Below are 12,345 nucleotides of genomic sequence, written 5' to 3' on the forward strand. Positions count from 1 at the left end.
GCATCACTGAAAAGAGAGTCCGAACCATGGCTTATCAAGCTCAGGAAATCTTCTTCCGCTCCAACGCCCCGGTCACCGTGGACGAGGACAAATGCATCGCCGAAAAGGGCTGCACCGTGTGCGTCGACGTCTGCCCGATGGACCTGCTGGCGATCAACCCGGCCACGCAAAAGGCCTACATGGCGTTCGATGAATGCTGGTACTGCATGCCGTGCGAGAAGGATTGCCCGACGGGGGCGGTGAAGGTCGACATCCCCTATTTGTTGCGTTGACCCCAAATCCACTGTGGGAGCGAGCCTGCTCGCGAAAGCATTCGCTCATTCAACAATGATGGTGACTGACCCGCCGCCTTCGCGAGCAGGCTCGCTCCCACATTGCAATTGTGATTATCCAATAGCCATCCGGTGAACCCCGGACGCTGAATTGCAAAACACCCCTCGTTTCCCACCGCGCCCTGATCGCGGCGGAGACGAACTTCAAACAATGATTCGAGGGGAAACACTCATGTTGCGTGCAGCACTTGCCGGTCTGGTACTGGCTTCATTCACCTTGTCGGCCTCGGCCGAAACCATCCGCATCGCCATCGGCACTCAGGACACCACCATCAACTGCGCCGCTGGCGGGTTGTTGATCAGGGAACTGGGGCTGCTGGAAAAATACCTGCCCCACGATGGCGCCTACAAAGACGCGAAGTACGACGTGCAGTGGAAGAATTTCACCAGTGGCGCGCCGCTGACCAACGAGATGGTCGCCGGCAAACTCGACTTTGGCGCCATGGCCGATTTCCCCGGTGCGTTCAATGGTGTGGCGTTCGAAACGGCGGGCAAGCACAGCCTGTTCATCAGCGTGCTGTCGGGCAGCATCAAGGGCAGCGGCAACGGCATCGTCGTGCCGAGCGCTTCGGCCGTGCAGAGCTTGAGTGAACTCAAGGGCAAAACCATTTCGGTGCCGTTCGCCTCGACGGCTCACGGCATGTTGCTGCGCGCCGTGGCAGAGCAGGGCTGGGACCCGCTCAAGGATGTCAACATCATCGCCCAGCCACCGGAAGTCGCTGGCTCGGCATTGCAGGCCGGCAAGATCGACGCCCACGCCGATTTCGTGCCGTTCGCCGAGCTGTTCCCGAGCCGTGGTTTCGCCCGCAAGATCTACGACGGCGCCCAGGCCAACGCACCGACCTTCCATGGCGCACTGGTGGATCAGGCCTACGCCGGGAAGTACCCGGAAATCGTCGTCGCCTACCTGCGTGCGAGCATCGAAGCCAACCGACTGCTCGCCGCCGAACCGGAGAAGTACAGCGAACTGATCGCCAAAGTCACCGGGGTCGATGCCGAGGTCAACTACCTGTTCCATGGCCCGTTGGGCGTGCAAACCCGCGACCTGAGCTGGAAACCTGAATACCGCCAGGCTGTCGGTACCGCCATCGATACCTTGAAGCTGCTGAAGAAAGCCGATCGCGGGCTCGATCTGAACAACTTCATCGACGACCAGTACATCCGCGCCGCCTTCAAGGCTTCGAAGCTCGATTACACCGCGCAACTGGCCAACTACGCGCAGACGCCGTTGCCGGGTGTGGATGCGGCGACGGGCAAAGCCATCACCGACGTCAGCCATGTCGCGGAAATCTGGGTGCGCGGTGAGGAAAAAGTCCGCCGTTACGGCTCGGCTGAAGCGGCGTTCACCGCGCTGGCGGGGTTGAAGCAGGAGGGCAAGAACATTCGTGCGGTGTATGCGCAGGCCAGTGACAGCGGGATCAAGTTGCTCGCTGAACAGGCGTGGTTTGCCAGCGATGCCAAGGGTCGCCTCAGCGCATTTCTGCTCAAGGGCCAGGCCCAGCAATACGCTGCGGCGCAGGGTGGCAAGGTGTTCGACTTCAGCGATGCGACTGCGCAGGTTGTTGCTGCGCGCTGAAGATCAAAAGCCCCTCACCCTAACCCTCTCCCAAAGGGAGAGGGGACTGACCGAGTTGTTGGTGAGAGATACGCCGACGTGAAGTACCGAGTCGAACTGAGGTCTGCAAGCGCTGAGATCAAAAGCCCCTCACCCTAACCCTCTCCCAAAGGGAGAGGGGACTGACCGAGTTGTTGGTGAGAGATACGCCGACGTGAAATATCGAGTCGAACTCAGGTCGTGAAAAGCACGCAAATCGGCTCCCTTTCCCCCTCGCCCCCCTGGGGGAGAGGGCTGGGGTGAGGGGGTAAATCTCAGCCATCACACAGAACCCGAACTGGAAACCGGACTATGAAAACACCGTTGCGCTGGACATCAAGAGCCGCCTCACTGCTGCTCTGCCTGCTCTTCTGGCAACTCGCCGCCAGCCATCACTGGAACCTCGGCCTGGTCACCTTTGCCAACGTGCCGACGCCACTGGCGGTGATCGAAGCCGCGCTGGGCCTGGGCGACTCCGGCAAACTCTGGCAGCACCTGAGCAGCAGCCTCGGCCGGGTCTTCGCCGGTTACGTGGCGGCGTTGATCCTCGGCATCGCCCTGGGCCTGGCCATCGGCCGTTCGAAATGGGCTGAAGACATTCTGCTGCCACCACTGGAGGTCCTGCGCCCGATCCCCGCCGTGGCGTGGATTCCGCTGGCGATCCTGATGTTTCCGTCCTCGGAGTTGTCGATGGTTTTCATCACCTTCACTGGCGCGCTGTTCCCGATCCTGCTCAACACCGTGCACGGCGTCGAAGGCGTTGATCCACGTCTGATTGCCTCGGCAAAGAGCCTCGGGGCCGGGCGTCGGGCGATTCTGCTGGAAGTAATCCTGCCGGGCGCTGCGCCGAGCATCATCACTGGCCTTGCGATCGGCATGGGCACTTCGTGGTTCTGTCTGGTGACCGCGGAAATGATCTCCGGGCAGTTCGGCATCGGTTACTACACCTGGGAGTCCTACACCATTCAGAACTACGCCGACATTGTCGTCGGCATGCTCCTGATCGGCGTGTTGGGCATGGGCAGCAGTTGGCTGATCAAACGCCTGGGCGGCTTGTTCACGCCTTGGCATCGACCGCGAGGCAAAGCCTGATGAGCGTGATGCAAACCCCGGCAGGGCGGATCGACATTCGCCAGTTGTCCATCGTCCTCGGCCAGGGCCGCGAAGCCTTCGAAGCGGTGCAGGGCCTCGATTGCCAGATCGAATCCGGCCAGTTCATGTGCATTCTCGGCCCGTCCGGTTGCGGCAAGTCGACCTTGCTCGGCGCCCTGGCCGGACACTTGAATGCCAGTACCGGCAGCTTGAAAGTCGACGGCAGCGCGGTGACCGGCCCGTCGCCGCAGCGCGGCATGGTGTTTCAGCACCACACGCTGTTCCCGTGGCGCACGGTGCGCGACAACGTCGCCTTCGGCTTGAAAATGCGCGGGGTCGGCAAGGCTGAGCGCCATCGCGCCGCTGACGACATCCTCAAACTGGTCGGCCTCGAAGGCTTCGCCGAGCGCTGGCCGGATCAACTCTCCGGGGGCATGCAGCAACGGGTAGAAATCGCCCGGGTGCTGGTCAATCGCCCGCGACTGTTGCTGATGGACGAACCGTTCGGCGCGCTGGATGCGCTGACCCGTCTGAACATGCAGGAACTGCTGCTGGACATCTGGACGCGCATCCGCACCACGGTGGTTTTCGTCACCCACGACATTGACGAGGCGCTGTTTCTCGCCGACCGCTTGCTGGTGATGAGCGCGCGACCGGGGCGAATCATCGAAGACTTGCCTCTGGACTTTGCGCGCCCGCGTACCAGTGAACTGGTGACCAGCCCGGAATTCGCTCGCCTCAAGCGCCACTGCCTCGACCTGCTGCGCCACGACAACGACCGACCGCTGCCGCGCCTCAATCCGCTCGGCCTGCCTCCTGAAAACCCTTTGCCGCGATTTGCCCTATGACCTCTATTTTTGCTGTGACCGACAACGATGACATCCGCGCCCTGCAACCGCGCTTGACGGCGGAAGACCCCGGCGTGCGGCGCATTGCCCTGATCGATCTGGCCGATCTCGAAGAACCGGATGGCTTGCTCTGGCTGGTTGATCGACTTCGTCAGGATCCTGCCGAGGATGTTCGCGCTGAAGCTGCGCGATTGCTTGAAGCGTGGGAGGACGATGCGGTCGTGCAAGCCTTGTGCGAAGCGCTGACGGATCCGTCGCCCGCTGTGCAATCGGCAGCGGCGCAAAGCCTGAGCCTGCTCAAGACTGCAGCGGCGGGGCGCGTGATTCTGCCGTGGACCGAACATGCCGATGTCAGTGTGCGCATCGCCGCATTTCGGGCGTTGCGAGAATTGCGCTTTGCCGAGGCCGCGCCGGCTGCCGTCGCGGCATTGGAGGATGCCGATGCTCATGTTCGGCGCGAAGCGGTTGGCGTGCTCGGCTGGCTCAAACAGCTCGACGCGCTGCCAGCCTTGGCGCGCCTGGCCAGCGACGACCCGGACACCGAAGTGCGCCGCGCCGCGACGGGTGCGCTCGGTCTGGCCAGTGGCGCCGAAGTGTTGCCGGCGCTGAGCCAGGCCTTGCACGACCCCGCCCGGCAAGTGCGCGAAGAAGCCGCGACGACACTGGGCAAGGTTGGCCACAGCGACGCCGGCCCGACCTTGGTCGAAGCGCTGAGCGATGACTATTGGCAAGTGCGCCTGCGCGCCGCTCGCAGCCTTGGCCGCTTGCGTTTCGTCCCGGCGCTGGACGCGCTGATCGACACTCTCGGCCACCGCATCAGCAACCTGCGCAAGGAGGCCGCGCTGGCGCTTGGAGAGTTGAACGATCGCGGCGCCGTGGCCGCGTTGCAGGCAGCGCAGGACGACGGCGACCCGGAAGTGCGCAAAGCCGTGCGCATCGCGTTGAGTCAGCTGCAATGAATCCGCTGTCGGTGGGCAACTCGCAGAGTGAGCGCACGTTACACCTGAGCTGGCCGGACGGGCGCGAATCGCTGCTCAAGCATGCCGATCTGCGCCGGCAATGCCCTTGCTCGCAATGCCGCGCATTTCGCCTGCGCGGTGTCACGCCGCTGGTTGATGATCGCGTGCGCCTGATCGAACTCAACCCGCAGGGTTATGGTGTGCAACTGGTGTTCAGCGACGGGCATCAACGCGGGATTTATCCGTGGGAGTACCTGGCGCAACTGAATTCCTGAATTTTCCTGGCCCCCTGTGGGAGCGAGCCTGCTCGCGAAGGCGTCGGCACATTCACATCATCGTCGCCTGACACTACGCTTTCGCGAGCAGGCTCGCTCCCACAGGGACTGTGTTCACAGATTGATCCGATTGCAGCTCCCTGCGTCGGCATGCGCCGACTGGCGGTTCTTGTCAGGAAATTCCCACAGGAGTACAAATGTACTCCATGACTAATCTGACTCCCCGCCGTACCGCCATTCTGACCTTTATCCGCGATCGCATCGCTGAGCACGGTCAGCCCCCAAGCCTCGCTGAAATCAGCGAGGCTTTTGGTTTTGCCTCGCGCAGCGTGGCGCGCAAGCATGTGCTGGCGCTCACCGAAGCCGGTTTCATCGAGGTCAATCCGCATCAGGCCCGGGGCATTCGTTTGCTCGGCCAGCCATCGCGTCCGGAGCTGCTGGAGATCCCCGTACTCGGTCGTGTGGCCGCCGGCGCGCCGATTGGCGCCGATGCCGATATCCATAACCGTTTGCTGCTCGACCCGGCGCTGTTCTCCCGCACCCCGGATTACATGCTGCGGGTGCAGGGCGACTCGATGATCGAAGACGGCATTCTCGATGGCGATCTGGTCGGTGTACGGCGCAATCCCGAGGCGCTGAACGGCCAGATCGTCGTTGCGCGTCTGGACGGTGAAGTCACCATCAAACGCTTCGAACGGGTCGGGGATGAAGTGCGCCTGCTGCCGCGCAACCCGGCGTACAAGCCGATTGTCGTGCGTGATGATCAGGATCTGGCCATTGAAGGCGTGTTCTGTGGTCTGGTGAGGCAAGGCTGATGGGCGCCGTCGTTGCGTTGGATACGCTGTTCAATGGCGGCCAGGTCTGGCGCGGCAGGCCTGCGCCACCGGCGGCGAGTCCGCAGCCGACCGGGCATGCGGGACTGGACGCAGCTCTGCCCAGCGGCGGCTGGCCGGAAGCGGCGCTGAGCGAAATCCTTCTCGCCGGCCCTGGTGTCGGCGAGCTGCAACTGGTCTGGCCAACCCTGGCGCGATTGTCCGCGGCCGGTGAGCGCATCGTGCTGGTGGCGCCGCCGTTCGTGCCGTACCCGCAGGCCTGGGCCAATGCCGGGGTCGATTTGCGCCAGTTGTCGGTGATTCAGGCCAGCGAACGCGATGCCTTGTGGGCGGCGGAGCAGTGTCTGCGCTCGGGCAGTTGCGGCGCGGTGCTGTGCTGGCCGAACAAGGCCGATGACCGAGCCTTGCGGCGTTTGCAGGTAGCGGCGGAAACCGGCCAGACCCTGGCCTTTGCCTGGCGCCCGTTGAGCGAGGCGGTCAACCCGTCACCGGCAGCGTTGCGCATAGCCATCGATGCCAAACCGGCGCAACTCCGCGTACTCAAATGCCGTGGCGGGCTGGCGCGTGCGGCGCCGATTGCCTTTGCCGTGGGGCACTGATCGTCATGCGCTGGGTATGTATTCTCTTTCCGCAACTGGCCCTCGACGCTGTGCTGCGTCAGCGCCCCGACCCTGAAGAGCCGCTGGTGCTGCTCAGCGGTCCGGCCCAACGCCGAGTGCTGCAAGCGGTAAATCCGGCGGCGCGCAAACTCGGCCTGCGCCCCGGCATGTCGATGACCGCCGCGCAAGCAATGAGCAAAGGCTTTGCCACCGCCGATTACGAGGTGGCCGAGGTCGAGCGCTGGCAGCAGTTTCTCGCCGCGTGGGCCTATCGCTTCAGCGCGCAGGTCAGCGTGCATTACCCGCGTACCGTGGTGTTCGAGATCGAATCCAGCCTCGGCCTGTTCGGTACCTGGCCGCAATTTGAAGCTCGCCTGCGCCAGGAATTGAAAGATCTGGGCTTTCGCCATCGCATCGTCGCCGCGCCGAACCCGGTGGCGGCGCGAGTGCTGGCCAATGCCTACGATGGCCTGGTGGTGCCGGACAGCGAAGCCTTGCAGCATCATCTCGGGCAGTTGCCTGTTGATCGTGTGGGGCTGGAGCCGAATGTCGCCACGGCGTTGTCGCGCATGGGCCTGCGCAATCTCAGTCAGGTGCAAAGCCTGCCACGCCAGGCACTGGCCCGGCGCTTCGAAGCGCAGATGCTCAAGCACCTCGACACGCTGTTCGGCGCACGCCCGCTGGCGCTGGCGTTCTATCTGCCGCCAGACCGTTTCGATATCCGCATCGAACTGAATTTCGACGTGCAATCCCATCAGGCATTGCTGTTCCCGTTACGGCGCTTGACCGGCGACCTGTCGGCGTTCCTCTGTGGGCGCGACAGTGGCGTGCAGCGTTTTGACCTGCATCTGGAACACGCAGGGCTGCCGGACACAGTGATCAAGGTCGGCCTGCTCAGCGCGGAGCGTGACGCGGCGATGCTGTTTGAACTGGCCCGTGGCCGGCTGGAGCAAGTCCAGGTCGAGGCGCCGGTGCGTGGTTTTCGCTTGCGCGCCGAAGACCTGCCGAGTTTCGTTCCGCAGTATCAGGAACTGTTCGACGACCGCCCGCAGCAGACCTTGCCCTGGGAGCAATTGCGCGAACGTCTGCGCGCACGGCTGGGTGATGACGCGGTGCAGGGCTTGCGCTTTCAGGCCGATCATCGCCCCGAGTGCGCGTGGCAGAATGGCGTCGACAAACAGCCTTGCACAGGTTTGCCCAGCGTCCAGCGCCCGGGCTGGCTGCTCAACGAACCGCAGAGCGTGCCGGAAGGTTCGGCGCGGATTCTCATGGGGCCGGAGCGCATCGAATCCGGTTGGTGGGACGGTGGCGACGTGCGGCGTGATTACTACCTGATCCAGAACCGCGCCGGTCAGCAGGGCTGGGCCTGGCGCGCTGTGGGTGAGGGCGGCCCGCTGTGGCTGCAAGGCTGGTTCGCATGAGTGCCGATTACGCCGAACTGCATTGCCTGTCGAATTTCAGTTTCCAGCGCGGTGCCTCCAGCGCGCTGGAGCTGTTTCAGCGGGCGAAAAAGCACGGCTATCAGGCGCTGGCGATCACCGACGAATGTACCCTGGCCGGCATCGTTCGTGCGTGGCAAGCGGCAAAGTCCGTCGAGTTGCCGCTGATCATCGGCAGCGAGGTGCGCATCGACAACGGCCCGAAACTGGTACTGCTGGTGGAAAACCTTGCTGGTTATCATGCCCTGTGCGGCTTGATCACCCAGGCCCGGCGGCGTACGCAGAAAGGCCAGTATCAGCTGCTGCGCGAAGACTTCGACGAAGCACTGCCGGGTTTGCTGGTGTTGTGGGTGCCGGATTCAGTGGATGACCGCGAAGAAGGGCGCTGGCTGAAACAAACCTTCGGCGACCGCCTGTGGCTCACGGTGCAACTGCATCGCGGGCAGAACGATCAGCAGCGGCTCGCGGCATTGTTGGCTCTGGCGGCTGAGCTGCAGACTCCAGCCGTGGCCAGCGGCGATGTGCACATGCATGCCCGGGGGCGCCGTGCCTTGCAGGACACCATGACCGCGATCCGTCATCACGTCCCCGTGGCCGAAGCGGGTCTGCGCCTGCATCCCAATGGCGAGCGGCATTTGCGTTGCCTTGATGTGCTGCGCGAATTGTATCCGCCGGCCTTGCTCGAGGAATCGGTCAACCTGGCCCAGCGCTGCACCTTCGATCTGAGCGAGCTGCGCTATCAATATCCGAAAGAGCTGGTGCCCAAGGGCCACAATGCCAGTTCCTGGTTGCGTCATCTGACCGAGGAGGGCATTGCCTGGCGCTGGCCGAAAGGGCCTCAGGCCAAGGTGCTCAAGCAGATCGATGACGAGCTGCAATTGATCGCTGAACTCGGCTACGAAAGCTACTTCCTCACCGTGCACGACGTGGTGCGCTTTGCCCGCACGCAGAACATCCTCTGTCAGGGCCGTGGTTCGGCCGCCAACTCGGCGGTGTGTTTTGCCCTGGGCATCACCGAGATCGATCCGGATCGTACTACGCTGCTGTTCGAACGCTTCATGTCCAAAGAGCGCAACGAGCCGCCGGACATCGATGTCGATTTCGAGCACGAGCGCCGCGAGGAAGTCCTGCAATACGTGTTCAACCGTTATGGCCGGCGACGTGCGGCGCTGACCGCGGTGGTCAGCACCTATCACGCCACCGGTGCCGTGCGCGATGTGGCCAAGGCCCTCGGCCTGCCACCGGATCAGATCAACGCGCTGGCCGATTGCTGCGGGCGCTGGAGCGATGAAACGCCGCCGCTGGAACGTTTGCGCGAAGGTGGCTTCGACCCGGACAGTCCGGTGCTGCGCCGGGTGCTGAGCCTGACCGGGCAACTGATCGGCTTCCCCCGGCACCTGTCGCAGCATCCCGGTGGTTTCGTGATTTCCGAGCAACCGCTGGATACCCTGGTGCCAGTGGAAAACGCAGCCATGGCCGACCGCACCATCATCCAATGGGACAAGGACGACCTCGATGCGGTCGGCCTGCTCAAGGTGGATATTCTCGCCTTGGGTATGCTCAGTGCGATTCGCCGCTGCTTCGATCTGCTGCGCCGGCATCGTGATCTGAACCTGACACTCGCGACGATTCCACCTGAAGACAAACCGACCTACGAAATGATCAGTCGCGCCGATACCGTCGGCGTGTTCCAGATCGAGTCGCGGGCGCAGATGTCGATGTTGCCGCGCCTGAAGCCAAAGACTTTCTACGATCTGGTCATCGAAGTGGCGATTGTCCGTCCCGGGCCGATTCAGGGCGGGATGGTTCATCCGTATCTGCGCCGACGTAACAAGGAAGAGGCGGAAACCTATCCGTCGCCAGCGCTCAAAGTCGTGCTGGAAAGAACCCTGGGCGTGCCGCTGTTTCAGGAGCAGGTCATGCAGATCGCCATCGTCGCTGCCGACTATAGCCCCGGCGAGGCCGATCAGTTGCGCCGCTCGATGGCAGCTTGGAAACGCCATGGCGGACTGGAGCCGCACAAGGAGCGCCTCGCCGCCGGCATGAGAAAGAACGGCTACACACCGGAATTCGCCGCGCAGATCTTCGAGCAGATCAAAGGCTTCGGCAGTTATGGCTTCCCCGAATCCCACGCCGCCAGTTTCGCCTTGCTGACCTACGCCAGTTGCTGGCTGAAATGCCACGAGCCGGCGGCGTTCGCCTGTGCATTGATCAACAGTTGGCCGATGGGCTTTTACAGCCCGGACCAGATTCTGCAGGACGCGCGGCGGCACCAATTGCAGATCCGTCCGGTGGACGTGCGCGCCAGCGACTGGGATTGCAGCCTCGAGCCGCTGAGTGCCGGGCAACCGGCGATTCGCATGGGCCTGCGCATGATCAAGGGTTTTCGCGAAGAGGACGCACGGCGCATCGAAGCCGCGCGCCGACACGGGGCGTTTGCCGATGTCGCTGACCTGGGTGAGCGCGCCGCCCTCGACAGTCGTGCGCAGGCCTTGCTGGCAGACTCCGGCGCCTTGCGCGGTCTGGCCGGGCATCGTCATCGTGCGCGTTGGGAAGTAGCCGGGGTGCAGAAACAACTCGGCCTGTTCGCCGGCCTGCCCAACGAAGAGGAAGTCAAAATCGTCCTGCCCAAACCCAGCGTTGGCGAAGACCTGCATGCTGATTACTCGACCGTGGGGACGACGCTGGGGCCGCATCCACTGGCGTTGTTGCGTGGCGAGTTGCAGGCCCGGCGTTGCCGCAGCTCGCGGGAATTGATGGATATCGAACATGGCCGGCCGGTCAGCGTGGCCGGTCTGGTCACCGGCCGACAGCGCCCCGGTACGGCCAGCGGCGTGACGTTCGTGACCCTGGAAGACGAGTTCGGCAACGTCAACGTGGTGGTCTGGCGTGACCTGGCCGAGCGGCAGCGCCAAGTGCTGGTGGGGTCGCAATTGCTCAAGGTCGACGGCCGCTGGGAACGCGAAGGCGATGTGCGCCACCTGATCGCCGGGCGCATGAGCGACCTTAGCCCGCTGCTCAACGGCATTCACGTGCAGAGCCGGGATTTCCACTGACCTTTGTGGGAACGAGCCTGCTCGCGAAAGCGCAGTCTGAGGCAATGACGATGTTGACTGTGCCGCCGCCTTCGCGAGCAGGCTCGCTCCCACAGGGACTTTGGTTGCGATGAAGATGGTCGATCTGCCCCGTATCAGTGTGGGAGCGAGCCTGCTCGCGAATGCGGGCTGTCAGGCAATGACGATGTCGAACGTGCCGCCGCCTTCGCGAGCAAGCTCGCTCCCACAGGGATTTTGGTTGCAATGAAGATGGTCGATCTGCCTCGTATCAGAGTGGGAGCGAGCCTGCTCGCGAAAGCGCAGTGTCAGGCAACGACGATGTCGAACGTGCCGCCGCCTTCGCGAGCAGGCTCGCTCCCACAGGTTTTGGCTGTTTATCCAAAATCGAGATAAATCAAAAGGCTGCACCTTTGGGCCGAAGGCAGATATTCTGCGCTTCACACCGGTACGGGAACCCGATCAACTCCATGGCCAGCCACTGCCAGGATGAATTGCCCGACGCCAAAGGAGTGTTCGAATGAGCGAAAAGAAACTGGAAACCACGGTCGATCGCGTCTACCAAGGGGTTTACGCGGCGATCAGCAAGCGTTCGTTGCGCCCAGGCATGAAGCTGGGTGAGGCCTCGCTGGCCGAGTTGTTCAATGTCAGCCGCACGTCGGTGCGTGCTGCGCTCAAGCAATTGGAAGCCGATGGTCTGGTCACCACTGAGCCCAACAAAGGTGCATCGGTGTCGCTGCCCAGTGACGCAGAGCTGCGTTCGCTGTTCGAAACCCGGCGGCTGATCGAAATCGGCATCGTCACCGAACTGTGCCGGCGCAAAGACACCGTTGCCATGCAGGATCTGCGTGAGCACTTGTTGCTGGAGGATGCCGCCCATGCGGCCGGCGACCATGAACGGCTGATCCATCTGCTCGGCGAGTTCCACCTCAAACTGGCGCGCAGCCTGAACAATCCGGTGCTGCTCGACTGGTTCCAGAAGCTGATCTCGCGCGCTTCGCTGTATGCCGCCGCGCTCGATGACGACAGTCATCAAGCTTGCCGCGACGATGAACACCTGCGTTTGCTCGAGTACATCGAGGCCGGTAATCAGAGCGCCGCGATCGAGCTGACCTGCACGCACCTCAACGGAATCGAGAAGGCGATTCTCGACGTTGCTGCAAAAATGAAAACCGGCTATCACCCACTCAAACACTTGATTGGCGTCTGAATGGCCCTGTGTCGCATATCGGCTATACCTCCAATGAAACCAATGCGTTTTCAGGGCCTCGAAACACACGGGCGTCGCGTCGTTGTAGCGTTGCGATAGATCGGAAAACCG

General features: G+C 63.0%; 11 protein-coding genes. All 11 read left to right on the forward strand.

Going from position 1 to position 12,345, the window contains the following annotated elements; all coding sequences use genetic code 11:
* Positions 1-26 precede the first annotated feature (26 nt).
* The 11 genes from AB4N73_RS06490 to AB4N73_RS06540 all read left to right on the forward strand — a co-directional run bounded on the left by AB4N73_RS06490 (position 27) and on the right by AB4N73_RS06540 (position 12,234).
* Positions 27-272 (forward strand): 4Fe-4S dicluster domain-containing protein, encoded by a 246-nt coding sequence (locus tag AB4N73_RS06490; protein ID WP_003225615.1) that lies wholly within the window; start codon positions 27-29, stop codon positions 270-272.
* 211 nt (positions 273-483) lie between these two features.
* Positions 484-1,908 (forward strand): ABC transporter substrate-binding protein, encoded by a 1,425-nt coding sequence (locus tag AB4N73_RS06495; protein WP_460143101.1) that lies wholly within the window; start codon positions 484-486, stop codon positions 1,906-1,908.
* Between the two features lie 330 nt (positions 1,909-2,238).
* The gene (locus tag AB4N73_RS06500) at positions 2,239-3,018 is read left to right on the forward strand and encodes an ABC transporter permease (protein WP_217863575.1); all 780 of its coding nucleotides are present in this window, start codon (positions 2,239-2,241) and stop codon (positions 3,016-3,018) included.
* Positions 3,018-3,866 (forward strand): ABC transporter ATP-binding protein, encoded by an 849-nt coding sequence (locus AB4N73_RS06505; RefSeq protein ID WP_460143102.1) that lies wholly within the window; start codon positions 3,018-3,020, stop codon positions 3,864-3,866. The genes AB4N73_RS06500 and AB4N73_RS06505 overlap by 1 nt, the downstream gene beginning before the upstream one ends.
* Positions 3,863-4,825, forward strand: coding sequence for a HEAT repeat domain-containing protein (locus AB4N73_RS06510; protein WP_460143103.1), 963 nt, complete (start codon positions 3,863-3,865; stop codon positions 4,823-4,825). Before AB4N73_RS06505 ends, AB4N73_RS06510 begins: the two co-directional genes overlap by 4 nt.
* On the forward strand, positions 4,822-5,100 hold the full coding sequence (locus tag AB4N73_RS06515; RefSeq protein ID WP_305382830.1) for a DUF971 domain-containing protein: 279 nt from the start codon (positions 4,822-4,824) through the stop codon (positions 5,098-5,100). Before AB4N73_RS06510 ends, AB4N73_RS06515 begins: the two co-directional genes overlap by 4 nt.
* Positions 5,101-5,297: 197 nt before the next feature.
* Entirely contained in the window at positions 5,298-5,915 is a 618-nt protein-coding gene (gene lexA, locus AB4N73_RS06520) for a transcriptional repressor LexA (protein ID WP_041478675.1), read from the forward strand.
* Positions 5,915-6,532, forward strand: a complete 618-nt coding sequence (imuA, locus tag AB4N73_RS06525) for a translesion DNA synthesis-associated protein ImuA (protein ID WP_041478676.1) — start codon at positions 5,915-5,917, stop codon at positions 6,530-6,532. Before lexA ends, imuA begins: the two co-directional genes overlap by 1 nt.
* Positions 6,533-6,537: 5 nt before the next feature.
* A complete protein-coding gene (locus AB4N73_RS06530) occupies positions 6,538-7,953 on the forward strand; it encodes a Y-family DNA polymerase (protein ID WP_252877984.1) in 1,416 nt (471 codons plus the stop codon).
* Entirely contained in the window at positions 7,950-11,027 is a 3,078-nt protein-coding gene (locus AB4N73_RS06535) for an error-prone DNA polymerase (RefSeq protein ID WP_460143104.1), read from the forward strand. Before AB4N73_RS06530 ends, AB4N73_RS06535 begins: the two co-directional genes overlap by 4 nt.
* Before the next feature lie 517 nt (positions 11,028-11,544).
* Positions 11,545-12,234 carry a GntR family transcriptional regulator gene (locus AB4N73_RS06540; protein ID WP_076563214.1) on the forward strand — a complete coding sequence of 230 codons (690 nt, stop codon included), beginning with the start codon at positions 11,545-11,547 and terminating at the stop codon, positions 12,232-12,234.
* Positions 12,235-12,345 lie beyond the last annotated feature (111 nt).

It is taken from the genome of Pseudomonas sp. S3_B08, from assembly GCF_054667725.1.

Coding starts and splice junctions, on each gene's coding strand:
- AB4N73_RS06490 (WP_003225615.1), top strand. CDS start 27: ATGGCTTATCAAGCTCAGGAAATCTTCTTCCGCTCCAACGCCCCGGTC.
- AB4N73_RS06495 (WP_460143101.1), top strand. CDS start 484: ATGATTCGAGGGGAAACACTCATGTTGCGTGCAGCACTTGCCGGTCTG.
- AB4N73_RS06500 (WP_217863575.1), top strand. CDS start 2,239: ATGAAAACACCGTTGCGCTGGACATCAAGAGCCGCCTCACTGCTGCTC.
- AB4N73_RS06505 (WP_460143102.1), top strand. CDS start 3,018: ATGAGCGTGATGCAAACCCCGGCAGGGCGGATCGACATTCGCCAGTTG.
- AB4N73_RS06510 (WP_460143103.1), top strand. CDS start 3,863: ATGACCTCTATTTTTGCTGTGACCGACAACGATGACATCCGCGCCCTG.
- AB4N73_RS06515 (WP_305382830.1), top strand. CDS start 4,822: ATGAATCCGCTGTCGGTGGGCAACTCGCAGAGTGAGCGCACGTTACAC.
- lexA (WP_041478675.1), top strand. CDS start 5,298: ATGTACTCCATGACTAATCTGACTCCCCGCCGTACCGCCATTCTGACC.
- imuA (WP_041478676.1), top strand. CDS start 5,915: ATGGGCGCCGTCGTTGCGTTGGATACGCTGTTCAATGGCGGCCAGGTC.
- AB4N73_RS06530 (WP_252877984.1), top strand. CDS start 6,538: ATGCGCTGGGTATGTATTCTCTTTCCGCAACTGGCCCTCGACGCTGTG.
- AB4N73_RS06535 (WP_460143104.1), top strand. CDS start 7,950: ATGAGTGCCGATTACGCCGAACTGCATTGCCTGTCGAATTTCAGTTTC.
- AB4N73_RS06540 (WP_076563214.1), top strand. CDS start 11,545: ATGAGCGAAAAGAAACTGGAAACCACGGTCGATCGCGTCTACCAAGGG.